This window comes from Marinobacter sp. M3C (assembly GCF_023311895.1).
Classification (GTDB): domain Bacteria; phylum Pseudomonadota; class Gammaproteobacteria; order Pseudomonadales; family Oleiphilaceae; genus Marinobacter.
Map to the genome: position 1 here is coordinate 2,407,583 of NZ_CP092284.1, position 23,859 is coordinate 2,431,441.

The following is a 23,859-nucleotide window of genomic DNA, read 5'->3' on the forward strand; positions in this document are numbered from 1 at the left end:
CTGATATGATTAACCAGGCTGCTGGCACCTCATCCTTAACCGACCGGGTTTCAACCGGTCTTGACGGTTTGGATGAAGTGCTGGACGGCCTGCGCATAGGCGATAATGTGGTCTGGCGCGTCAGCGACCTGGCTGATTATCGCCGTTTTGTTACCCCCTTCATTGAATCGGCCACGGCTGCCGGCCGCCAGGTTATCTATCTGCGGTTTGGCCAACACCCCCCTTTAGTGGCCGACAACCCTGCCGTCAACACCATTGTTATCGATGCCCTGGGCGGCTTTGAAGCCTTTACCAGCGCTGTGTGGCAGCTGATTGAAACCCACGGTCGGGGAGCCTTTTACATCTGTGACTGCCTCAGCGATCTGCTCAATGCCTGGGCCACCGACACCATGGTGGGCAACTTTTTCCGTGTGGTATGCCCGCTGCTGTTCCAGCTGGACACCGTGGCCTGGTTCGCACTGCACCCCCAGCGCCACTCCCGCGCTACCCTGGAAGAAATTCGCCGCACCACCCAGGTAATGATTGATGTGTATCGCCACGGCGATAACGTACAAATTCATCCGGTAAAGGCCTGGCGGCGGCAGTCACCCACCATGTTCTTGCCCCATCGCGAGCACAAAGGCCGCTTTACGCCGGTGACCGACAGCAGTGACGCCACCCGACTACAGGCCAGCCTGGAGCATTGCCGCAGCAACCAGCAACCGTTACTGGACCACTGGGACCGCCTGTTTCAGCAGGCCAGCGAGGCTCTGACGCAAAACAGCCAAAGCGCCATTACCCGCTATCATCAGCTGATTTTACCGCTGCTGATCAGTCCCGAAGAACGCATGCTAGCCCTGGCCCAAAAGTACCTGACGCTGGCCGATTTATTGAACATTCGCAGCCGCATGGTAGGTACCGGATTTATTGGCGGCAAGGCCACCGGCATGCTGATCGCCCGTGCGATTCTGAAAAAAGACGCACCGGCTCTGGGCAACCACTGCCTGGAACCCCACGATTCCAACTACCTGGCGACCGACGCCTACTACGGTTTTCTGGTACACAATGGCTTGTGGCCGGCCATCATGCGCCAGCGTTCCGCCGCCGGGTACTTGACCGAAGCGGATGCCCTGCGCGATGGCATTCTGGCCGGCGAATTTCCGCCCGACGTTCTCAGCGAACTTGAACGCTTACTGGATCACTACGGCCAATATCCGATTCTGGTGCGGTCCAGCAGCCTGCAGGAAGACAGTTTTGGCAACGCTTTCGCCGGGAAATACGAAAGTGTGTTTGTGGTGAATCAGGGGCCACCGGAGGCGCGACTACTGACTCTGGAAAATGCCATTCGCGCGGTTTATGCGTCGTCCATGAGCCATGACGCGCTGGTGTACCGCCAGCAGCGGGGCCTTCACCAGCAGGAAGAGCCCATGGCGCTGCTGATCCAGAGGGTCAACGGCCGTTTCCATGGGCAGTATTATCTGCCCGACGCAGCCGCCGTTGGAGTTTCGCGTAACACCTTCGCCTGGGATGCCGACATGGATCCGAAAGCCGGGATGGTGCGGCTGGTGATGGGGCTGGGCACTCGCGCTGTTGACCGAATTGAAGGCGACCATGCCTGCGTTATGGCGCTGGACTTCCCTACCCGTCAGCCGTTTCGCAACCCCGGTGAAAGTTATCAATTTTCCCAACACCTGGTAGACGCCCTGGACCTACACAGCGGTGAACTGGTCACCCGTCCTCTGAGCCTGCTGACCGAACAAATAGCCGATTTGCCCATGGCGCACTTGGCGGAGATAGACCGTGAAGCCAGCGAACGGGCGCGGGAACTGAAACTGGCGGAACCGGTATGGCGGCTGACATTCCGCCCACTGGTACGCAACACCGGATTTGTACCGCGCCTGACCCAGCTGCTCCGTACTCTGGAAACTGCCTATCAACACCCGGTCGATGTAGAGTTCACTCTGCATCTCAATAGTCACGGCGAACCCGCCATCAACCTGGTGCAATGCCGACCTCTCGCCACACTGGGCGACACCGGAGCGGTTACCATTCCAGAAAATCTGGACCACAAGCACACCTTGTTCCACACCCACGGTCATTTTATGGGCGGTAACATCAAACTGCCCATTCATCGCATTATTCGGGTAGATGCGGCGCGTTACTCAGTGTTGACGATAAGCCAGCGCCACGATCTGGCACGTCTGGTCGGCACCCTGGTAAGGGATACGCCCGAGAACCAGAAAGTGATGCTGATAGGTCCGGGCCGCTGGGGTACCAGTAGTCCCGAACTGGGCGTACCGGTACGTTTCGCCGATATCGCGCGGGTGGCTGTGCTGGTGGAAGTGGCGGAAATGTCCGGTGACATGGTGCCGGACCTGTCTTACGGTTCGCACTTTTTTCAGGACCTGGTGGAAACCGACATTGCCTACGTCGCACTGTTCCCGCAAGACAACCAATGCAGCTACCAGCCCGACTGGCTTGACAGCAACACCCGGCCTTTGAGCGTCCCGGCCGAATTACCCTTATCGGAATGTCTGCGGTGGTACGATAGCGCCGACACGCCGCTGCAACTGGCGGGCGACCTGCTCAGCCAGATTCTGGTGTGCTACCGCCAGGAATGACTTAACGCGCTAACGAGTAACCAACGCCCCATGGAATGGCTAACACTCTCCCAAACCGGCTTTCAAGGTGCCGCCCGCTATTTACTGGGCATGCGCCTGGCTATAGTCACCATCATGTTACTGGCCATTGCGGTCACCGATGCCTTTATAACCCTGAGCCACCGCGCAGAGGCTCTGTTGCTGTGCCTGGCTTATGGTGTTCTGGCCACCCTGGCCTGGCTGTGGTTCACCCGTCGCCCGCCACAATCCATACTGCCGGTCACCATGACACTGGGATTAGATCTGATGTTGATAGGCTGCTGGCTATACAACACCGGGGGCTACACCAACCCACTGGTGTCACTGCTGTTATTACCGCTAGCCATCGCCCTGGTTTTGGTGCCTTTGAATCACGCCATTGGCCTGACCATAGGCAGCGTGCTGATCTATTCCCTGCTGATGCTATGGCACCAGCCCATCAGCTCCGGCGCTGTCCCTGGCACCAGCCCGGGCATGACCCACGACCACGGTGCAAACCTGGCCCAACTGCACCTGATCGGCATGTGGATCACGTTTTTGCTGACGGCGGTTATTCTGGTGCTGGCGGTGGGCACTCTGGCGCACCAGTTGCGGCGCCAGCAACTGCGGCTGTCCCAAAGCCGCGAAACCCGCCTGCGGGATGAACAGATTATTTCGTTGGGGCTGTCATCCGCCGCTATTGCCCATCGCCTGGGTACCCCGATGAACACGCTAACACTGCTGGTAGAGGAGCTTAAAACCCTGCCACCCGACACTGACATCAGTGCCGATCTGGAACTGATGTCATCGCAATTATCGCTCTGCGGCCAGCATTTACAAAAGCTATCTGCATCCGCCATGCAGGCCAAACTGTCGCAGCTGGAAACCCTGAGTCTGGAGCAGTGGATGCAACGCCTGCAGGAATCCACAACCTTGCTCTGGCCAGAGGCGAACATACACTGGCAACGACCGTTTCCGCCGCGTAACGTGCAGGTAGATGCCACTCTGGACCAAGCCGTGCTGAACCTGCTGGCCAATGCCATTACTGCCAGCCCGCAATGGGTTGCCGTCAGCGCACAAGCCCCCGACCCAAACTGGGTAGAAATCATTGTGGAAGATCAGGGTGCCGGCCTGGCATCGGCGCTGCTGGATTCACCCGGCGCCAGCATCGTAAATTCCGAAACCGGCATGGGCGTTGGGTTGTTTTTGTCTAACGCCACCATCGGCCGCCTTGGTGGCAAGCTGAAGGCGCGCTCAAACGGCGCCGATGGACGCGGCACCACCATGATCATTGAGTTGCCGGCCGCGGAGTATTCTCTATGAACAAGCAGATGAACAAGCCGTTATGAGCAACCAACCACTGTGGTTATTGATTGACGACGACGAAGCGTTTTTGCAGGTGCTGCAACGCTCACTGTTACGCCAGAACATCGAAGCCACAACCGCACAAACGGCCCAACAAGCAATCGCAGCGCTCGCCGACCGACACTTCAGCCACTGCGTTCTAGACCTTAACCTGGCTGGCGAAAGTGGGTTACAGTTGCTGCCTGAGTTGCTAAACTGCAAGCCGCGCCTGGCCGTTCTGGTGTTAACCGGTTACGGCAGTATTGCAACTTCGGTTGAGGCCATGCGTCGCGGTGCCGTGAATTATTTGTGCAAACCGGTAACCGTGAACCAGCTGATTGCCGGTTTTGAATTCCTGAACAAAGCGCCGGAGGTACGGTCGGAACCGCCTTCGGTGGAGGAAATGGAGCGCGAACACATACAGCGCGTTCTTGACGAGCACGACGGCAACATATCCGCCACAGCAAGAGCGTTGCACATGCATCGCCGGACGCTTCAGCGCAAGCTGCAGAAGCACTCCCATTGGCGCAACTGAGAGCAAGCTTTGCGTCTATCACCACACTTAGCAATCGTTTTTCCAAAAAGCATATGGTGCAACCGACTGCAAAAGGTAACCCTGTCAGGCTATGAAATATCCGCAGCTCCCGAATCTGAGCGACAACTCACAACATCTTTCTGGCATCGCTCTGGTTGCGGCATTGAGCCAGAACACAGCCTTGTTGCTGGATGAAAACGCCCGAATCGTGTGGGCAAACACCGCATTTGAAAAAATAGCCGGGCGCTCCCTGGCCAGCGTAAAAGGCGCCCGCCCGGCGGAATTTCTGTACGGGCCAGGCACCGACATCAACAGCATACGGTTTATCCGGCGGCGCATGCTGCAGCGCACGCAGTTCGATATTGACCTGCAAGTCTACAACAGCAAAAAACACCCATTCTGGGTTCATTGCCAGTGCATTCCAGTGGGTAAAATCGAAGGCGTTGCGCCCGGCTTTATCATTATTCAGAGTGACATCTCTGCCACCAAGGCAGCCCAGCGTAGCCTGCGCATTGCCGACAGCATGTTCGAACAAAGCTGCGAGGGCATTCTGATCACCGATGAAAACAACGTCATTGTGGACGCCAACCCGGCGTTTTCACAGATTACCGGTTACTACCACAACGAAGTGATTGGCCAAAATCCGCGCATATTGAGTTCGGGCCGCCAATCTGCAGATTACTACCAGACTCTGTGGAGTTCTCTGCTTACCCGCGGTTATTGGCGAGGCGAAGTGTGGAATCGGCGCAAAAACGGAGAAGAATATCTGGAATTGCTGTCAATCCAAAGGGTAAAATTAAGCGACGGTAACGGTTATTATCACATCGCATCCTTCTCTGACATTACCGCCCTGAAAAATCACGCCAAAGATCTGGACCGCGCCACCCATTACGATACCCTGACCGGCTTGCCCAACCGCCAGCTGGCCAATCAGCGGCTTGAAGCAGCCTGCCTGCACGCAGCCATGCAGCAGCGACAGTTGTGGATAGTGTCTATGGATCTGGACGGCTTCAAAGCCATCAATGACCAGCACGGCGTTAATATTGGCGATCGCGCACTGCGCATTTTGTCAGAAAGACTGGCCTCACAACTTCCGCCCGGCGACATTGTGGCGCGCGTGGGTGGCGACGAGTTTCTGCTGGTTATTCAGCGGCCGCGCGATGAAAACAGCTGCCAGTACCTGCTGGACATTGTGCGCGAATCGATGGTCATCAATGGCGACACCCTAAAGCTGTCAGCAAGCTTGGGCGTTACCCGCTATCCCGAAGACAACACCGACGCGGAAGGCCTGATTCGTCACGCCGATCAAGCCATGTACCTGGCCAAAGAAAAAGGTCGCAACCTGATTCACCAATTCGATCCACTGCTGAACGAGCATCTGCAAAAGCGCCGTGACCAGCTTACGGATATTTCCCGCGGCTTAGCCCAGAATGAATTCGAGCTGTTTTATCAGCCGCAAATCCGGCTAAATGATAGCGCGTTAATCGGCCTGGAGGCGCTGATCCGCTGGCACCACCCCGAGCGAGGTCTACTATTACCCAGCGCATTTTTACCCGATGTTGAAAACAGTCATCTGGACGTACCCCTGGGCAAATGGGTCGTCCACCGGGCACTGGAGACTCTGCAAGGCTGGCGCAAACAGGGGTTTGACGATATCGGCGTGAGTATTAACATGAGCGCTACTTTTCTTAGCAACTGGCATTTTCTTGAATTTATCGCGGCGGAGTTAGGTCGGTTTCCCGATCTACCAGCGCATCTGATTACCTTGGAAGTGCTGGAATCTTCGGCTTTGGACGACATCCATCAGGTGCGCCAGATGCTGGATTGTTGTCGTGAACTCGGTTTGACACTGGCGTTAGACGATTTTGGTACCGGATTTTCATCGCTGACCTACATGCGAACCTTACCGGTCAATATGATTAAAATTGACCGCAGTTTTGTCAGCGGCATGCTGGACAACCCGAACGACAAAGCGATTGTAGAAAGCATTATGTTTCTGTGCCAACGTTTTGACCTTAACGTGCTGGCGGAAGGCGTGGAAACACCGGAACAGGCAAATATGCTGAAAACGTTAGGCTGCGATAGCATTCAGGGTTTCGGCGTGGCGCGGCCCATGGCCAGCGATACGGTATTGCCATGGGTGCGGCGCTGGCAACAAAAGAATCAGTGCCTGACCACGCACATAGCGGCCATTAACACCGCACCGTAGCAGCCTGGCCACCCTTGCATTGACCTCTGGCAACAAAGCCGCGGCTCAACGATAGCGGCGCTGATCCAGCGTGGTCAGGCGATCCGGATGGAACACCATTAGCCCTGTTACAAACGCGCCGTTGGCAAAGCCCTCCGGAATCATGAACAAGGGAAGATAGCTAAGGTATTCATACACCAGCTCGGCAAAGGTGTACACGCCGCTGGTCCATAGCATCAGACACATCACCACGCCGGCCACTGCCACCGAAATGGCCGAACCGAAAAATCCGCAGACAAAAATATACGCAAAGAAATTGTTGAAGTCGCGGTGGCGCTCCCACAGCATGATGGCGTAACTGACCAGCGCAGGCACCATCACTGTTATCAGTCCATTGGCAGCAAACATAACCAGCGGTTCACGGCCAGTGATCACTGTAATCATCAGTGCCAGCAAACCCGCCAATACGGCCAGACCCCAGCCCAACATCAAGGTAACCAGGGTAATGCCAAATACGTGAATAGACAGCCCCGGTGATATGCCAGCGCGCAACTGCCACACAAACCCGAGCACCACGGCGGCGCCGAAGAAAGTGTGCTGCAACGAGGTGTCTTGCCGTAGCTTATGCCAGTCGACACTGCGCACAGCCGCCAGCAAAATAACGGCGAATAGCAACGCCGTAATCACCCATTGGGTGGTAGAAAGCAGGTTCTCAGTCATACCCATGTGTCTGGCCCATCTGCGTAGTCAGCGGCGACCGGATACCTGCCGTGCTGATCTCTATCGGCTATGAATCATTGTTTTTGGCGCCCGTTACCAGCGCTTTCCAGCCCTCATGGGCGCTCAAAAATATGCCACCACTCAAGTGCTGACAAAACTCCGTGCGTTTAAGCCGGTCCATCACCGGCCCTTTTACATCTGACATGTGCAACCGCACACCGGCATCTATCAGGCGCTCGTTAATCGTCTCAAGGCTTTCAAGCGCCGAAGCATCTACCAGATTCACTGCCGGGCACACCAGCACCAAATCCGTCAGCTGTGGTTCGCGGTTCACAATATCCAACACCGTTTCTTCCAGGAATCGGGCGTTGGCAAAGTACAGGCTTTCGTCTACCCGTAAAAATGTCACCGTCGGGCATACGTCTACTTTATGGCGCAACACATTACGAAAGTGCTCGCTGCCTGGCACCCGACCAACCACGGCGCAGTGGGGTCGGCTGGTACGATATAAAAATAGCCCCAGAGACAAGGCCACCCCGGTGATAATACCAGCCTCTACACTGTGCCCCAAAGTCAACACAATGGTGGCAAGCATGGCACCGAAATCGGTGCGTGAATAGCGGAAAGTGCGCCTCAGTGCCGGAATATCAATCAACGTAGACACCGCCACTATGATCGTCGCCGCCAGCGTGGCCTGCGGCAACCAGGCAATGGCCGGGGTCAGGAACAGGGTGGCCACCGCAATACCCACCGCCGTGTAGATTCCGGCCGCCGGCGTTTCGGCACCAGCGTCAAAATTCACCACTGAACGGGAAAACCCGCCGGTTACCGGCATGCCACCAGAGATACCCGAACCCAGATTGGCCGCGCCCAGCCCGATCAGTTCCTGATCGGGGTCAATCCGTTGGCGGCGTTTGGCCGCCAAGGTTTGGCCTACCGACACCGACTCCACAAACCCGACCACGCTGATCAGTAAAGCGCTCACTGCCAACTGCTGCCAAAGCACCCAGTCGGCTTGTGGCCAGGCTAACTGTGGCAGCCCGGAAGGAACATGCCCTACCAGCTTTACCCCCTGAAGCTGCAACTGCCAGAACCAGGCCGCCAGGGTGGTTAACACTACCGCCAGAATGGGCGCCGTTTTGGTAGCCACATCGGCCAGCCGCGGTGCCATCCCTAACGCCAACAAGACAGGTTTAAGGCGAGTACGCGCCAACATCAAAAACACCAGCGTACTCACACCCACCGCCATCGTAACCAGATTGATGTCACTCGCCGATGCCCAAAGCGAACGGCCTATATTAAACAGGTTATGGCCTGACCCGGTTATCCCGAACACGTGCTTGAACTGGCTCGCTGCGATCACAATGCCGGAAGCCGTGATAAAGCCCGAGATAACCGGATGGCTAAGAAAGTTGGCCAGAAAACCCAGGCGTAACACACCCATTAAAACCAGCATCAACCCCGACATCAACGCCAGCACAACGGCGCCCATGATGTATTCAGCACTACCGGCCTGCGCCAGAGGCGCAAGCGCCGCCGCGGTCATCAGCGACGCAACGGCGACCGGGCCCACCGACAAGGTACGGCTGGTGCCAAAAAGCGCATATAACACCAGCGGCAATATACTGGCGTACAAGCCAATATGAGCAGGCAAACCTGCTAGCAAAGCGTAGGCCAATGACTGCGGTATCAGCATTACCGTGACAATCAGTGCTGCCACCAAATCGCTGCCTGCCTGCTGGCGATTATACTGCTTGCCCCACCGCAATACGGGCAGGTAACGGGATAGGTTCATCAGCAGCTCAGAACAGGTTTAGAGGAATTTTCAAATAGGCCTGTCCGTTTTCTTCCGCTGGGGGCAATTCGCCGGCGCGCATATTAATCTGCACCGAAGGCAGAATCAGCCGTGGCATATCCAGGGTGGCGTCACGTTCATTGCGCATAGTTGCGAAGTCGTCTTCGCTGATTCCGTTATGCACATGAATGTTGTGCTCGCGCTGCTCCACAACGGAAGTTTCATGGGCGTAGATCTCTCGGCCGGGCGCCTTGTAATCATGGCACAGGAACAGACGGGTTGTGTCTGGCAAGGCCAGAACCCGTCGAATTGAGCGGAACAATACATGGGCATCGCCACCGGGAAAATCGCAGCGCGCCGTACCGTAGTCCGGCATGAACAGCGTATCCCCCACAAACGCCGCATTGCCGACAACATACGTCAGGCAGGCGGGCGTGTGGCCGGGCGTATGCATAACCTGAGCCTGCAACCCACCAATAGCGAAACTGTCGTTGTCTTTAAACAGCCTGTCGAACTGACTGCCGTCACGGGCGAATTCCGATCCGGCGTTAAACGCCTTGCCGAAAATCTCCTGCACCTGGCAAATATGTGCGCCAATGCCGGTTTGCCCGCCCAAGTGCGCGTGCAGATAAGGTGCCGCCGACAAGTGGTCTGCGTGCACGTGGGTTTCCAGAATCCACGCCACCTGTAAATTGTGCTCGCGCACATAGGCAATAATAGCGTCTGCACTGGCCGTGCTAGTGCTGCCCGCGGCGTAATCAAAATCCAGTACCGAATCGATAATGGCACAGGCCTTAGACGCCGGGTCTTGCACCACATAACTGAAGGTATTGGTGGGCTCGTCAAAAAAATGCTGAACGGTTGGATTGGTCGTGGTCATTACTAAACTCCTTTCGAATTCGCAGATATCGAACCTCTGAATAGGCTCTAAGCATATACTACGATGGAATATATAATGAAGTGCTGTTTTCTTCTAAGCAGCCCAGCTGACAGAAGAATGTTGTGGCCACAAGGTCCAGGGCCATCAGACACAATACCTATCTTAAGCATTTTAACTGAGGCGTTACGGCCACTGAAGCATAACGCCACACCCAGCGCAGCCAATCCGGTATTATCCCCGGTCTGACTCACATACGGAGTTCGCTTTGACTGGCCCAGATCCCACACAGAAAAAGACCACAACAGCCGCTGCCCGCGAGTGGCAGGCCTTCTGGCTGGCCGTCGGATTTTTAACCCGCATACCCATGCTGGTATCGATTGATTATTCCCAAAAAATGATGAATCAGTGCAGCGTGTACTTTCCACTCGTCGGTTTGTTGCTAGGCGCCTTGTACGTCGGATTGTTTGCGCTACTCGGGCTGTTTTGCAGCCCGCTGGTCAGCGTTCTGCTGGTGCTGTGTTTTCATCTGTTCATTACCGGCGCTTTTCACGAAGACGGGCTGGCCGATAGCGTCGACGCGTTTGGCGGCGGCTATACCGTTGAAAAGCGCTTGGAAATCATGAAAGACAGCCGCATTGGCACCTATGGCACAGTCGCGCTCGTACTGGCGTTAGCGCTTAAAGTCGCCCTGCTGGTGGAAAGCCATCACATCATGCTGGCGCTGCTTTTGGCTCCTGCCATCAGCCGGCAAACACCACTTTTGTTAATGTCATTCCTGAATTACGTGACCGATCCCGACAAAAGCAAAAGCAAACCGGTGGCCGAAGGCTTTTCCCGCCGGCGGCTTTGGTGCAGCAGTGGGTTTACCCTACTGGTGGCTTTGCTGTTCAGCGCCTGGCTGCCGGGCTTATGGCTGCTGGCACCGGTGGCGGTGATTGGGGTTGCTCTGCTGTGGGGTTGGTATCTGAAGCGCCAGCTAGGCGGCTATACCGGCGACGCGCTGGGGGCCAGCGTGGTGTTTTGTGAGCTGGTGTTGCTATTGGGGATGTAGGCATTGCATTGACTCCCAATATCACGCCCTTATAGTAGATTGACTTTTAACAGGGATAAGAGAAAGGAATCAACGAACCTGTGTCACCTCCAGAAAAATCCGTCGTCGAAATAGTCGAAGTTATCCGTCGCTCAGAGCAAGGTATAACTCACCCATTTATTTGTCGTGGTGACGACGATAATACGTATTTCGTGAAAGGAGTTGGTGCAGGCAGAGACAGTCAGATCAAGGAATGGATCGCGGGCAATCTTGCGCTAAGCTTTGGTATACCTATAGCGCCGTTTAGCATTGTTTACGTGCCAGAAGAGTTAATCGAATTACTTTCAGTCGAACATACTCATGATCTTGGTACTGGCCCGGCTTTCGGCTCCGTTGAGCAAATGGTGACAGAACTGTCGTACTCTCAAGTTAGCAGCATCCGCCCGGAGGTTAGGCGCGCCGTCCTGTTTTTTGACTGGTGGATTTTTAATGCAGATCGCATGCTGACAGAGAGCGGGGGAAATCCGAACCTGTTTTGGGGGCCCGGCACCCAGCGCTTAGTGGTCATTGATCATAACCAAGCTTTTGATTCAGAGTTCTCTAACGATGATTTTTTTAAACTTCATATATTTAAAGATTGCGCACCTGGTATCTTCGATGACTTGTTAGAACGAGACCACTATACTTTAAGAGCAGAGCAGGCCCTTCACAACTGGCAGTCTATTGTGAATCGTATTCCAGAAGAATGGCTCTATAGCGACCAGGAAATGACGATGAAAACCAACCTGAACCTGGACTTATTGCTTGAAAATCTTCAACGCTTCAACAACGGGGACTTCTGGAGCAGAAAATGACTAGGTTCGCGTGTCAATACGCCATAGTGCGATTTATGCCTTACATTGAAACCGGCGAGTTTGCCAATGTCGGTGTATTGTTGTGGATACCAAAAACACGCAGCTTGAGCTTCAAGTTATTGCGTCGAAAATACGCCCGGATTACCCAATTTTTTGAAGAGTTGGACAAAGCCGTTTACCTGAAAACCATGGCTAATATAGAGGCAGAACTGCTTAGAATTCAAAGTATGCTGCTTCACAACAAAACCACCGAGTTTAGTGGTGACGGCATGGAATACGGCTTCCATAACGGCATATTTGACGAGCTGATTCGCCCCAGAGAAACCATCGCGCGATTCAGCGAGCGGCGCAGCATTCTTTCTGAAGATCCACAAAAAACCCTGCAAGAGTTATTCAATTATTACGTTGGCCGGAACTTTGTAACTAGGGAATACCAGGAAACTATTCTGGAAAAAGGTATCAAAAAACTACTTGAACAAAGCAACCTGGCTCGCCACTTTTCAAAACGGAAAGTTGAAGATCATCTGTACAGCGTCACATTCCCCTTTGTCGAACAAGACGACGATAAAGCGATTAAGGTTATAAAACCCTTATTTCTCGGGCAAGCGGACTCTACAGCAATTATCGAGCACGGCGGTCACTGGAAGCTAAAGGTGAACCAGCTGAGGAAGCGTAACTTGCTTCATGGCCCAGTTTTATTCCCGGTTAAAGGGCCTGAAGACGTTCCCCCTTCAGACATCAGGTTTCAGGCATTCGAAGAAGCACGGGATTCTCTGGCGGACGATGCCATTGAGGTGGTGCTATACAATGAAAAAGCCAGAATTCTGGAGTTCGCCGCTCATTAGTCGTTAAGCGCCACTTCAAGATCCGCTGCTGGCCTGGTTTTGTTTGGAATGCTGCTTGAAATTTTCCGCCTGCTCAAAAATCTCTTTGTACACCTCGTCACGATCCACCGGCGGGTAGCCGTGTTTTGCCAGCAGCAGAATCAGGCCAACTTTCAATTCCGCCTTGATGTCCTCGCGCTGGTTCCAATCGGTGTACTTCACCTTTTCCTGCACCACGACCTTCACCGCTTTCGCCAAGGGTAACAGCTTGTCTTCGGCATAGCTGAAGTCGTACTTGATGGCCAGGTCTTTCAAAATGTCGTAAAAGGCTTTCTCTTCAAGATCAATGCCCAGCTCCTCAAAAGAACCGAGTTCCTGCTTCAGCGCCTGAATCAAATCCATGTAGCGGTCAATGATGGTATCGGTGAAATCTTCCAGAACATTGCCGACTAACACATCGTCTTCCTTGCGCTCGTTGTAATGTGAAGCTCTTGCCGCAGCCGGTTGCGCCAAAGTATGTGCCGCCCTTGCCATCGCCTTCAGGCTTTCGGTGTTGCAGAATATTGGCATACAGCTTATTCGCGGCGTAAAACTGCGGGTAACGGCACACCACTTTTACTTCCTGCTTGGACACATCCGGAAAGTAGATAAAGTGTCGAATCACCTGGCGCAGCCGATCCTGATTGACCAGCCCTCAAACATGGTGTGCAGGCTATTAATGCCGTCTTGCCCAATAATTTCGTTGCCGGTTACCTTGCGCCAGGTATAGAAAAACTCATAGGGCGCAAACAGCGAGCCCATCTTGCTGTTCACCCCGTCGCTGATCACGCACAGGGCGTTGTATTTCATCAACTGGGGAATATCCCGGGTGTAGCGGGTGGTCAGCTGCACGTAGGCGTCGTGAAGGGTGGCTTCTTCGCGCACCGCGCTTTTAAACTCAAAAACCACCAGCGGCAGGCCGTTGATGTAAAGCACGGCATCGGGAATGCGCTTCTCGCTGCCGGTGATTTCCATCTGGTTCACCAGCTTGTAAATGTTGCGCGGGCCGCCGTAGTTTTCCGGCACTTCCGCCGCCAGCGTGAGCACTTCCCCCTCACGGGGCAGGCGCATCTTGGCCAGACCTTGGTAGTCAATCAACTGGATATATAGATCTTTGCGGCTACGGTCTTCCCGTTTCAACAAGAAGCCGTCCGCGACCAGTTTATGAATGGTTTTGTTGGATTCATATAAGTCCAGCGCAGGCAGGCTTTCCAGCCGGCGAATGATAGAAGCGACCTCCGCCCCGGTAATGTGACCGGCTGAATAACGCTGTGTCAAAAACGCCGCTAAATCGGCTTTAATCAGCACATCGGAGGGTTCGCGCACAAGTGAAGAACCGGGGCAATAGGGATAACCCTGAGCCTGCAGCAGTTCGATGATGGCTTGTTCCAGCCGTGCCTCATTAAAGCCCATTACTTACTCCGTAAATTCAACACATTACACACTTACAAACGCAATATTGCACAGACGGCGTAACAAACCAACTTGCTTCTCCATGAGAGAGTGGGCCCTGGCTTTGCGATAAAGGATCAGGGTTGCTCAGCAGATGGTTTTATTCGGCGACTTCGCAAAATGGCCACCCTCGTTTGAGCGATAGCTGAATGAAGCTGTATACTGCTTTGAGCAGAGGAGATAAAACATGAGCGCTCAATTATCACCAATCGTGTCCGAATTCGAGACCGAGGAACAAGCGGCCAGCTATGATCGCTGGTTCCGCGCCAAAGTGCAGGAAGCGATGAGCAGCACAAAGCCAAAACTGGCACATGACGAAGCCATGTCGAAGGTGCGGGCTGAGCTTGAAGAACGCAGGAAAGCCCGTGCTAACCGTCCGCTGGTCTGAGGAAGCCACCAGCGACCTGATTGAAATCATCGATTACATTGACGAACGCAACCCCATTGCGGCGTGGTCTTTACACTCGGAAATATTGCGCACCGTAGAAGGCCTTCCGGCAGCGCCTCTGATCTTCAGAGGCGGGCGAGTAACCGGCACTCGCGAGGCGGTTGTCCACCCAAATTACCTTGTGATCTATCAGGCGGGCGTCGAGTTCATCGATATCCTGAGAGTTCTGCACGCACGGCAGGAATACCCTTAAGGTTTTCCTGCTCTTCAGGCGCTCCCACGCCTCTCCCGTTGGCTCTCCCATGAACCTGATCATGAATCAGAGCACCTCGGCGATTTGCTGCTAGCCTTCGGGGATGCGGAGTTCGCCGGATAGGAGTTTGGGGAGGAGGGTGTCTCTCAACGTTATAAGGGCCTCGTTCGCTGCATCTACAGTCTTTTTTCTGCTTGTTATCGCTGAAATCTGTTTAGTGTATTCCTCTAGCGCTTGCAGCTTAGGAAACACCATTTTTTTGAATAAATAACGTTCCGATTGACCCCGGGGACTGCTGAATCGGCACCCATAGATTTAATGTCAAGTAGCTGAAGAGCCTCATAAATCCAGTACAGCGGAAGTCCAGAGTGCACCCAGAGCTTTGCGGGCTTCGGCGCGGGCGTGGAGAGGTTCGGGGATGGGGTTGCCGGCGGCCAGAGCCTTGTCGATCACCGGATCGAAATCGACGAACCAGCTTTTGAACAGGGCGTGGGCCATGGCTTCCAGGGTGGTGTTCATTTGGCGGTTGAGGTCGATTTTGTCGTCGAGAATGCCAAGGATATGAGCGATGGTTTTTTGCAAGTGCAGAGCAGGCAAGCAAGCAAAAGCTAAAGTCTCCGAGCTTCCGAATAGGAAGTCGAGCCTGATTTGCGCTTCCGCCAGACGAGTTTGCCGCATGCCATGCGAAGTCTTCCAGCCTTAATCGGTAAAAGAGGAATTTGATATCCAGCAGATCAGCGTTTGGCAAAATGCAGCATGTGTTTTGATTCTGGATTGCTCCTATAGCCTTCTCAGGTACACGAATCACTTTTCCCACAACAGACGACCAATTTGGCGGCCACGACCCAACAGTGGCTACTATCACGTCGTCTTTACAAAGCAAGTATGAAGACCACTTTTTTGCATGCTCATTTTCAACGAAGCGAGAAGCAGCCATATCGATCGAGTCTTGGGTGAAATCTGAAACTCGGACTAACGGTATACCTTGTTCTGCGAAAAACTCTTGCTTGATGCCTGCCCCGTTCCGCAGAGTAGCTACGTCATTTAACGATATCTCTTGCCAATCACTCCCCATAACCCAACCCCTCCAAATTCTCCCGAATCACCACATCCAACTTTTCAGCTTCCGCCATCTGCTGATAAAGGGTCTGGCTCAATTCAGTCATTCTCACTTCAAACGGAACACCATCATCTTCTATCGCGGCAGCGCCCACATACCGGCCAGGCGTGACCACGTAATCGTTGGCTTTGATGTCTGCCAGGGTGGTGGCTTTGCAAAAACCGGGTAGGTCTTCATAACCGCCGTCTTTGGCTTCGCCCCGCCAGGCGTGGTGGGTGCGGGTGATTGCGGCAATGTCGTCTGCGATGAGTTCTTTGTGGGTGCGGCTGATCATAGAGCCCATGTTACGGGCGTCGATGAACAGGGTCTCGCCTTCGCGGTTACGGTGGTTGCTGTCGCTGTGGCCAGCAATGGCCTGCGCTGTTTTGTTCTTGGTAACGAACCACAAGCACACCGGAATCTGGGTGGTGTAGAACAACTGGCCCAGCGCGGGTTGGTGCTGAGCTCGTCCGCGCCGCGCCAGGCTTTCATGTTGAACGGCGGGTTCGCCATGATGAAGTCGGCTTTCAAATCCGGGTGCTGGTCTTTGAAGAAGGTGTCCGCTGGAACATCACCGAGGTTGCTGGCAATGCCGCGAATGGCCAGGTTCATTTTCGCCAGTTTGTAGGTAGTGCGGTGTATTCCTGGCCGTATATGGAGATGTCTTTCTGGTTGCCCTCGTGGTTGCGCAAAAACTTCACGGACTGCACAAACATGCCGCCGGAACCGCAACAGGGGTCGTAAATTTTGCCCTGATAAGGCTCGATCATTTCCGCCAGCAGATTAACGATGCACTTAGGGGTGTAGAATTCGCCGCCGCCCTTGCCTTCGGTGGCCGCGAACTTGCCAAGGAAGTATTCGTACACCCTACCAACCAGGTCTTCTTCATTACCATCTGGCCCGGCACTGCTTTGGTCACTCACGGTGGCGATGTTGTTGATGGAATCAATCAACGCCGCCAGCTTGCTGGCTTCCAGCCCCATGCGTGAAAAGTAGTTATCCGGCAGTGCGCCTTTTAATGACGGGTTCAGCTTTTCAATGGCATAGAGCGCAGTGTCGATTTTTATCGCGATGTCGTCTTGCTTGGCCTGTTTTTGCAGTGTGTTCCAGCGGGCGTGCTCCGGCAGGTAAAACACGTTTTTCATGGTGTAGAACTCCACCGTGCCGCGTAGCTTGTCGGCGGTGTCCCAGAGGGTTTGTTCGAAGGTGCGGGTGTTCTTTTTAACGGAGGAAGACTGCTTGCTCATGAACTGCCTTTATTTACGGACGCGATATTAAGGCGCGGTAGTAACGGTTCGAATAATGGGCAGTATGATAGCGCTTACCGGGGGTTTGGCCTAACCCTCTGCCAGGCTCTCCACTAAAATCTCCTCTGAACTCGCCGCTGAAAATAGAAAAACAAGGCTGCGAATGATGGGCCCACCCACAGCCTTGTCTACGCGCTATAGCTTAACCGTCAATACTGAGTAGCTTAACGATTGATACGCGATATTTTAGTACCTTCAATACTCAGCCCGGCCATTAGGCCCTGCTGGCCGTATATAAACGCATAAGCATCGTCTTTCAGCGACGAGGTCGACAGATTTCTAGCCACGCCTTCGTCAACCAGAACGACGGTCGGACCAACGCCAATTTCCCAGCCATTGGTTTTCTCCAGATAAGACACGGCGGCATCCGTCATCAGAAACACCGCATAAGCGTAGGACTGAGCTCCGGCTTGCAAGCCCCAGGAACCGGTGATGGAATTGTAGTAATCCGTTACCGCCGAGCCTTTCAATAACACGCCTTCGCCATAGCTGCCGCCAAATACCAAGCCAGCTTTCACAATATTGGGGAACACCAAAATACCTTTGGCACTTTTTGCTAAAGTTTCAGCCACCGGATGCACTTTATACAGCGTATCCAACGACTGCATTGCATTGCGGTCAAGATCTTCAGCGCTTGCCGCCAGCGCCGGATTCGCAACGGTCATTGCCATGGCGGACGTTAGCGCGAATACAAATCCAAAAAAGGTTTTACCTAAACGATTCATGACACAGTCCTCCTGAGTGTTCACCAAACTATAGATCTGTTGGCTGAAAACTAACCGTTAAAGCTGGGACACATTGCTTTAACCATCGATTGACTTGCTTTAACCATCAATTGAATAGGAGGCTATTCGCGACAATTGACTGTAAGGCAAGCCCGTTTCTTGATGCCAGGCATTAAATGCCTCCTGCACCTGATACAGGCCTTTTTTACTGCTCGTTGATGCATCCAAAAGCTTGGCATGGCGCAGCACCTGAATAACATCGTTGGACATAATAAAGCCGTCCCAGCCGACCCGGCGCAGGAAATACTGGGCGCTGTTACCACCCAGTCGCGAACCATGGCGCTTGAACCACAGCAGCAACCCAGCTTGATCAGACGATGGCCACTGGCGCAGAAATGCACCAAAACTGCCGTGCTCGTGGACCGTGTCCATAATCATGCGGGCGTTTTCCGGCACCGTGCGGATTTTTTGCAGGTTGCGTACGATGCGTTCGTCGCAGGCCAGGGTTTCTAGCACGTCTGGCGATACTTGCTGCCAATAGGCCGGCACAAAGCCGTGAAAGGCGGCTTCAAAATCCGGCCATTTTTTGTCAATCACCCGCCATACAAAACCCGCCTTGAACACACAGCAGGTTATTTCTGCCAAATAACGGTCGTCACTGCGCTGCTCCAGCTCGCTGGCCGGCGGCGGCGTGGGTAACCGGGCGTTTAACTCTGCAACGCCACCTTTGCGCGCAATCGCGCGCTCATGAATTTCTGAAAAGCGCATAGCATTTTATCTTTTGGTGTGTGGATGGCTGGATAGTGGGTGGACATATAGATGGATTACTGAAAATTAATAGCACTCTCACATAATAGTGACCTAACTCAACTCCGCTTGGCCCTTTCTCAACTACCTTGAAGGCTAACGATCTGGAAATCGCGGCCCCACCTGACTGGGCAAGGCTAAAGCGTTCGCAGCCGGGATCAGGATCTTTCATTGGCTCTATTTATAGCTGTCGGTGTGGATAAAGGAGAAATGCTGTGAACAATAAAAACAACCCCCTGAAAGCCCCCTCTGACGATTCGTCAGATCCTGTAAATAACTCTCCAAATAACTCTTCAGACAACCCGGAACACGATCTGGCAACGCGGTTTCCTACCGCCTACACCATTCTGTTTCTGCTGATTATATTTGTGGCTGCGTTGACCTGGATTATACCTGCTGGCCAATACGACCGGGTGATGAATGAAGAGGTCGGCCGCGAGGTGGCCGTGCCTGGCACCTATAAGGTTGTTGAGGCCAACCCTCAGGGTTTCGTGGACATAATGCTCGCACCTACAGCCGGGTTTTATGACCCCGACAGCTATGTGGCCAACGCTATAGATGTTGCCTTGTTCGTCATTTTCCTGGGTGGCTTTCTGGGTGTCATGAATGCCACCGGCGCCATTGATACCGGCATACGCAGTGCCATGCGCCACCTCAAGGGCCATGAAATCTGGATGATTCCGATACTAATGACCCTGTTTGCCATCGGCGGCACAACCTATGGCATGGCCGAAGAAACCCTGGCTTTTTACGCCATTCTGATCCCGGTGATGATGGCCGCCGGATACGATGCTGTTACCGGGGTAGCCATTATTCTGGTGGGGTCCGGTATCGGCGTACTGGGCTCCACCATCAATCCGTTTGCCACCGTTATCGCCGCCAATGCGGCCGACATTCCCTTTACCAATGGCATTGTGGTGCGCTTTATTCTGCTGATTGGTGGGCTGCTTATTTGTGCCGCTTATGTCATGCGGTACGCAATACGCGTTAAAGCGGATCCATCCCGCTCTGTTGTGGCCAAACAATGGGATGCTCACCGCCGCCTTTTCCTCAGCAAGCAAAGTGAGGGAGTTGATGATTCCACACTCAACAAAACCCAGATTGTTGCCCTGCTGATTTTTGCTGCAACCTTTGTGTTTATGATCTGGGGTGTGTCTTCGCAGGGTTGGTGGATGGCCCGCATGGGCGCGCTATTTTTTGGTTCGGCCATTGTGATCGGCATTGTTGCCCGCCTTGGCGAGAAAAAACTGACCGGCAGCTTTGTCGATGGCGCCCGTGACTTGCTGGGCGTTGCGCTAGTGGTCGGGCTGGCCCGTGGCATTGTGGTGATTATGGACCAGGGCATGATTGCCGACACCATTTTGCACAGCGCCGAAAACTCGTTGGGCGGGCTGCCCGAGCTTGCGTTTATCAACCTGATGTTCTGGATTGAAGTGGGCATGAGTTTCTTTGTGCCGTCGTCTTCAGGCCTGGCCGTGTTGTCTATGCCGATTCTTGCACCGCTGGCCGACTTCGCCAATGTTGGACGCGACTTGGTTGTGACTGCTTTTCAGTCTGCCAACGGTCTGGTCAATCTGATCAACCCCACCTTCGCCGTTGTCGTTGGCGGCCTGGCCATTGCGCGGGTGTCATACGATCGCTGGCTCGTGTTCATCTGGCCCTTATTGCTGATTCTTACAGTTTTCATTTCGGTGGTCATCAGTGCTGCGGCATTGCTTTGACATCGCTCGAAGTAATAACGAAGCCACACTCATTGGAGATTAACCATGTCTGAACCAACACTTGGGGTGCACTCTGAAGCCGGAAAACTGCGGCAGGTCATTGTCTGTCGCCCTGGCCTGGCTCACCGCAGGCTCACACCGTCTAACTGTGATGCCCTGCTATTTGACGACGTGTTCTGGGTGAAACAGGCTCAGAAAGATCATGACGTATTTTCCGAGCTTATGCGGTCACGGGATATTGAGGTTTTAGACGTCAACGATTTATTGGCAGACACTTTAGACATACCTGAAGCCCGCAAATGGATTCTCGATCATCGAATCACCTGGAACGATATCGGAGTCGGAATGATTTCGGACCTTCGCAGCTGGATGGACGAGCTGCCAGGCTCAAAACTCTCCGAATACCTGATTGGTGGCCTGGAAGTGGCCGACTTACCCTTTGACCCAACCGGTCTTTTTGGCAACCACCTGGGGCACTACGGATTTGTGCTGCCGCCATTGCCAAACTTTCTTTTCACCCGCGATAACAGTGCCTGGATCTACGGTGGTGTCACACTTAACCCCATGTACTGGGCCGCGCGGAAACCCGAAACCCTGCTGATGGCCGGCATTTACCGTTTCCACCCGAAGTTCGCCGGCAAAGCAGACGTGCTTTGGGGCGACCCTACCAAGAATCATGGCCTGGCTACGCTCGAAGGCGGCGACATCATGCCCGTGGGCAATGGCACCGTGCTTGTAGGAATGGGCGAACGTTCATCACCACAAGCCGTAGGACAATTAGCCAACGCTCTGTTTGAAAAAGGCACTGCGGAACGAGTCATTGCCTGCCAGATTCCAAAATCCCGTACCGCCATGCATCTGGACACCATATTCACCTTCTGCGGCGGCAATGTGGTTACAGCGTTCAAGGAAGTAGCGGACGAAGTGATCTGCTATGACTTGCGCGCCGGTGAGGGCAAAACACACCTGTCTTTCCGCCAGAACTCACGGCCGCTGTTTGATGTGGTGGCAGAAGTTCTTGGCTACAAATCCCTGGAAGTGGTTCCAACCGGTGGCGACGACCCGGCCGAGCGCGAGCGTGAGCAGTGGAACGATGGCAACAACGTACTGGCCATAAGTCCGGGCGTGGTGATTGGCTACGACCGAAATGATGACACCAACGCGGCACTCAAAGCGGCGGGAATCGAAGTGTTGGCCATACCCGGCGCTGAGCTGGGCCGTGGTCGGGGCGGCGGCCGCTGCATGAGCTGCCCCACGATTCGTGACCCCATCTGACCCTATATCACTCTATATCACTCCACCTGACCTCATCCGCCCGCCAAGAGGACAAAGACCATGGCTTTTAACCTGAAGAATCGGCACTTCCTGACCTTGCGAGATTTCTCCCCCCGGGAGATCAGCTTTCTGCTCAAGCTGGCAACAGATCTAAAAGCGGCGAAATACGCCGGCACAGAGGTACCGCAGCTTGTCGGCAAAGAAATCGCGCTTATCTTTGAAAAGAATTCCACCCGCACACGAGTTGGGTTCGAAGTGGCCGCTTACGATCAGGGCGCCCGGGTCACCTATCTTGGGCCTTCTGGCACCCACATCAGCCACAAAGAGTCGGTAAAAGACACGGCTCGGGTGTTGGGCCGGGTTTACGATGCCATCGAGTACCGCGGTTTTGGCCAGAAGATTGTCGAGGAGTTGGCAGAGTATGCTGGTGTACCTGTCTACAACGGCCTGACCGACGAGTTCCACCCGACGCAGATTCTTGCTGACTTTCTGACCATGCAGGAGCATGTTGAGAAGCCGCTGCACCAGGTGGCCTACGCGTTTCTGGGCGATGCCGCCAACAACATGGGCGACAGCCTGCTGATTGGTGGTGCCAAAATGGGCATGGATGTGCGCCTGTGTGCACCCAAAGTCTGCTGGCCGCAGCAATCCATTCAGGATGAGGCTCAGGCGATTGCAAAGGAAACCGGCGCCCGCATTACCATTACCGAGGATGTCGATACGGCGGTGGCCGGGGTCGACTTTATTTACACCGACGTTTGGGTGTCTATGGGCGAGCCGAAAGAAAAATGGGGCGAGCGGATAAAACTGTTAGCGCCCTACCAGGTGAACGCGGCGGTGATGGAAAAAACCGGCAACCCCCGTGCCCGCTTCATGCACTGCCTGCCAGCGTTTCACAATACCGACACCATCGTTGGTAAAGAAATTCAAGCAGAGTTCGGAATCAGTGCCATGGAGGTAACCGATGACGTTTTCGAAAGCCCGGCTTCGATTGTTTTCGACCAGGCCGAAAACCGTATGCACACCATCAAGGCGGTGCTGGTAGCCACCCTTGGGGCCTGACTCTGGCGCGGATTGCTGAAAAAGGACACACACTATGCTGATTGTTGCAGCACTGGGCGGTAACGCCCTGTTGAAACGTGGCGAACCACTGACCGCCGAAGCCCAGCGCACCAATGTCCGAAAAGCCGCGACATCCCTGGCGGAACTGGTGCGCGCCGGGCACCGACTGGTGATTACCCATGGTAACGGCCCCCAAGTGGGCTTGCTGGCGTTGCAGGGTGCCGCCTATAAGCCTGAAGAAGCCTACCCGCTGGATGTGCTGGGTGCCGAGACCGGTGGTATGATCGGCTATATGATTGAGCAAGAGCTGGAAAATGCTCTGGGCCATGATCGCCCGGTGGCAACCCTGCTGACCCAGGTTGTTGTCGATCCGAATGATCCTGCCTTTGCCAATCCGACCAAATTTATTGGCCCGGTGTACGATAAGGCAGAAGCGGAATCCCGCGCCGCGGCCGCCGGCTGGCATATCGCAGCCGATGGCGACAAGTGGCGCAGGGTAGTGCCTTCCCCTGCGCCAAAAGAAATTCCGGATATGCGCGTACTGAAACTACTGCTGGATCAAGAGGTGGTCATAATCTGTACCGGAGGTGGCGGCATTCCTGTGCTGCGCCGCAACGACGGCAGCATGACCGGTGTTGAGGCGGTCATCGACAAAGATGCCGCCAGTGCGCTGCTAGCAAGAGAGTTGGGCGCCGATGCGTTACTGCTGCTGACCGACGTGGATGCTGTTTATCGTGACTTTGGTAAACCCACCGCCGCTCCGGTTCGCACCGTTACACCGGCCCAGGCAAGAACGCTGGACGTTCCCGCCGGGTCCATGGGACCGAAGGTAACGGCGGCCTGCGACTTTGCAGATACCGGGGGCATCAGCGGCATTGGCCGGTTAGAAGATGCGCTTGCCATTCTGGAGGCGCGCGCGGGAACACTCATCACAGGGTGATGCCACTCACAACTCTTAACTGTT

General features: G+C 54.4%; 22 protein-coding genes and 2 pseudogenes. 13 read left to right on the top strand and 11 right to left on the bottom strand.

From position 1 onward, the window contains the following. Positions 1 to 5: 5 nt before the first annotated feature. From MIH18_RS11190 to MIH18_RS11205, 4 genes are all read left to right on the top strand, one after another. The gene (locus tag MIH18_RS11190) at positions 6 to 2,600 is read left to right on the top strand and encodes a PEP/pyruvate-binding domain-containing protein (RefSeq protein ID WP_249012469.1); all 2,595 of its coding nucleotides are present in this window, start codon (positions 6 to 8) and stop codon (positions 2,598 to 2,600) included. 30 nt (positions 2,601 to 2,630) lie between these two features. After that, positions 2,631 to 3,920, top strand: coding sequence for a HAMP domain-containing sensor histidine kinase (locus tag MIH18_RS11195; RefSeq protein ID WP_249012470.1), 1,290 nt, complete (start codon positions 2,631 to 2,633; stop codon positions 3,918 to 3,920). A gap of 22 nt (positions 3,921 to 3,942) precedes the next feature. Beyond that, positions 3,943 to 4,476: a response regulator gene (locus MIH18_RS11200; RefSeq protein WP_249007240.1), complete on the top strand. Its 534-nt coding sequence runs from the start codon at positions 3,943 to 3,945 to the stop codon at positions 4,474 to 4,476. Positions 4,477 to 4,567: 91 nt separating this feature from the next. Next, positions 4,568 to 6,685, top strand: coding sequence for a bifunctional diguanylate cyclase/phosphodiesterase (locus MIH18_RS11205; RefSeq protein WP_249007239.1), 2,118 nt, complete (start codon positions 4,568 to 4,570; stop codon positions 6,683 to 6,685). Between the two features lie 45 nt (positions 6,686 to 6,730). On the opposite strand, the gene MIH18_RS11210 is transcribed toward MIH18_RS11205, so the two are convergent. The 3 genes from MIH18_RS11210 to MIH18_RS11220 all read right to left on the bottom strand — a co-directional run bounded on the left by MIH18_RS11210 (position 6,731) and on the right by MIH18_RS11220 (position 10,059). Then, the gene (locus tag MIH18_RS11210; RefSeq protein WP_249007238.1) at positions 6,731 to 7,390 is read right to left on the bottom strand and encodes an energy-coupling factor ABC transporter permease; all 660 of its coding nucleotides are present in this window, start codon (positions 7,388 to 7,390) and stop codon (positions 6,731 to 6,733) included. A 61-nt stretch (positions 7,391 to 7,451) separates the two neighbouring features. After that, entirely contained in the window at positions 7,452 to 9,179 is a 1,728-nt protein-coding gene (gene sulP / locus MIH18_RS11215; RefSeq protein ID WP_249007237.1) for a sulfate permease, read from the bottom strand. 7 nt (positions 9,180 to 9,186) lie between these two features. Continuing rightward, complete coding sequence (locus MIH18_RS11220; RefSeq protein ID WP_249007236.1) at positions 9,187 to 10,059, bottom strand: MBL fold metallo-hydrolase; 873 nt, start codon at positions 10,057 to 10,059, stop codon at positions 9,187 to 9,189. A gap of 265 nt (positions 10,060 to 10,324) precedes the next feature. Here MIH18_RS11220 and cobS point away from each other — a divergent pair, with 265 nt between their 5' ends. The 3 genes from cobS to MIH18_RS11235 all read left to right on the top strand — a co-directional run bounded on the left by cobS (position 10,325) and on the right by MIH18_RS11235 (position 12,788). Next, complete coding sequence (cobS, locus tag MIH18_RS11225; protein WP_249007235.1) at positions 10,325 to 11,110, top strand: adenosylcobinamide-GDP ribazoletransferase; 786 nt, start codon at positions 10,325 to 10,327, stop codon at positions 11,108 to 11,110. An 80-nt stretch (positions 11,111 to 11,190) separates the two neighbouring features. Then, complete coding sequence (locus MIH18_RS11230; protein WP_249007234.1) at positions 11,191 to 11,943, top strand: HipA family kinase; 753 nt, start codon at positions 11,191 to 11,193, stop codon at positions 11,941 to 11,943. Next, positions 11,940 to 12,788: a DUF3037 domain-containing protein gene (locus MIH18_RS11235; RefSeq protein ID WP_249007233.1), complete on the top strand. Its 849-nt coding sequence runs from the start codon at positions 11,940 to 11,942 to the stop codon at positions 12,786 to 12,788. Before MIH18_RS11230 ends, MIH18_RS11235 begins: the two co-directional genes overlap by 4 nt. A gap of 15 nt (positions 12,789 to 12,803) precedes the next feature. On the opposite strand, the gene MIH18_RS11240 is transcribed toward MIH18_RS11235, so the two are convergent. Together MIH18_RS11240 and MIH18_RS11245 are read right to left on the bottom strand one after the other, a co-directional pair. Continuing rightward, entirely contained in the window at positions 12,804 to 13,337 is a 534-nt protein-coding gene (locus MIH18_RS11240; RefSeq protein WP_249007232.1) for a type I restriction enzyme endonuclease domain-containing protein, read from the bottom strand. 90 nt (positions 13,338 to 13,427) lie between these two features. Then, on the bottom strand, positions 13,428 to 14,219 hold the full coding sequence (locus MIH18_RS11245) for a type I restriction endonuclease (protein ID WP_249007231.1): 792 nt from the start codon (positions 14,217 to 14,219) through the stop codon (positions 13,428 to 13,430). 226 nt (positions 14,220 to 14,445) lie between these two features. Between MIH18_RS11245 and MIH18_RS11250 the strand changes: the two genes are divergently transcribed. Continuing rightward, the gene (locus MIH18_RS11250; RefSeq protein ID WP_249007230.1) at positions 14,446 to 14,646 is read left to right on the top strand and encodes a stability determinant; all 201 of its coding nucleotides are present in this window, start codon (positions 14,446 to 14,448) and stop codon (positions 14,644 to 14,646) included. Further along, the gene (locus MIH18_RS11255) at positions 14,624 to 14,899 is read left to right on the top strand and encodes a type II toxin-antitoxin system RelE/ParE family toxin (RefSeq protein ID WP_249007229.1); all 276 of its coding nucleotides are present in this window, start codon (positions 14,624 to 14,626) and stop codon (positions 14,897 to 14,899) included. The genes MIH18_RS11250 and MIH18_RS11255 overlap by 23 nt, the downstream gene beginning before the upstream one ends. Positions 14,900 to 15,325: 426 nt before the next feature. On the opposite strand, the pseudogene MIH18_RS11260 reads toward MIH18_RS11255, so the two are convergent. The 6 genes and pseudogenes from MIH18_RS11260 to MIH18_RS11285 form a co-directional block, all read right to left on the bottom strand. Next, a pseudogene (locus MIH18_RS11260) lies at positions 15,326 to 15,496 on the bottom strand (restriction endonuclease subunit S); the annotation flags it as partial. A 467-nt stretch (positions 15,497 to 15,963) separates the two neighbouring features. Further along, positions 15,964 to 16,437, bottom strand: a complete 474-nt coding sequence (locus tag MIH18_RS11265) for an N-6 DNA methylase (protein ID WP_249007228.1) — start codon at positions 16,435 to 16,437, stop codon at positions 15,964 to 15,966. A gap of 44 nt (positions 16,438 to 16,481) precedes the next feature. After that, a pseudogene (locus MIH18_RS11270) lies at positions 16,482 to 16,610 on the bottom strand (N-6 DNA methylase); the annotation flags it as partial. After that, the gene (locus MIH18_RS11275; RefSeq protein WP_249012471.1) at positions 16,607 to 17,245 is read right to left on the bottom strand and encodes an N-6 DNA methylase; all 639 of its coding nucleotides are present in this window, start codon (positions 17,243 to 17,245) and stop codon (positions 16,607 to 16,609) included. The gene MIH18_RS11275 and the pseudogene MIH18_RS11270, both read right to left, overlap by 4 nt. Before the next feature lie 224 nt (positions 17,246 to 17,469). Beyond that, positions 17,470 to 18,030, bottom strand: coding sequence for a YSC84-related protein (locus tag MIH18_RS11280; RefSeq protein WP_283164082.1), 561 nt, complete (start codon positions 18,028 to 18,030; stop codon positions 17,470 to 17,472). 99 nt (positions 18,031 to 18,129) lie between these two features. Then, positions 18,130 to 18,798, bottom strand: a complete 669-nt coding sequence (locus tag MIH18_RS11285) for a DNA-3-methyladenine glycosylase I (RefSeq protein WP_249007227.1) — start codon at positions 18,796 to 18,798, stop codon at positions 18,130 to 18,132. A 254-nt stretch (positions 18,799 to 19,052) separates the two neighbouring features. Here MIH18_RS11285 and MIH18_RS11290 point away from each other — a divergent pair, with 254 nt between their 5' ends. The 4 genes from MIH18_RS11290 to arcC are packed head-to-tail and all read left to right on the top strand — an operon-like array spanning position 19,053 to position 23,835. Further along, positions 19,053 to 20,558: a YfcC family protein gene (locus MIH18_RS11290; protein ID WP_349292885.1), complete on the top strand. Its 1,506-nt coding sequence runs from the start codon at positions 19,053 to 19,055 to the stop codon at positions 20,556 to 20,558. A 45-nt stretch (positions 20,559 to 20,603) separates the two neighbouring features. Then, positions 20,604 to 21,833: an arginine deiminase gene (locus MIH18_RS11295; protein WP_249007226.1), complete on the top strand. Its 1,230-nt coding sequence runs from the start codon at positions 20,604 to 20,606 to the stop codon at positions 21,831 to 21,833. Positions 21,834 to 21,893: 60 nt separating this feature from the next. Then, positions 21,894 to 22,895, top strand: coding sequence for an ornithine carbamoyltransferase (locus MIH18_RS11300; RefSeq protein ID WP_249007225.1), 1,002 nt, complete (start codon positions 21,894 to 21,896; stop codon positions 22,893 to 22,895). 34 nt (positions 22,896 to 22,929) lie between these two features. Continuing rightward, the gene (arcC, locus tag MIH18_RS11305; protein WP_249007224.1) at positions 22,930 to 23,835 is read left to right on the top strand and encodes a carbamate kinase; all 906 of its coding nucleotides are present in this window, start codon (positions 22,930 to 22,932) and stop codon (positions 23,833 to 23,835) included. Positions 23,836 to 23,859: the final 24 nt, after the last annotated feature.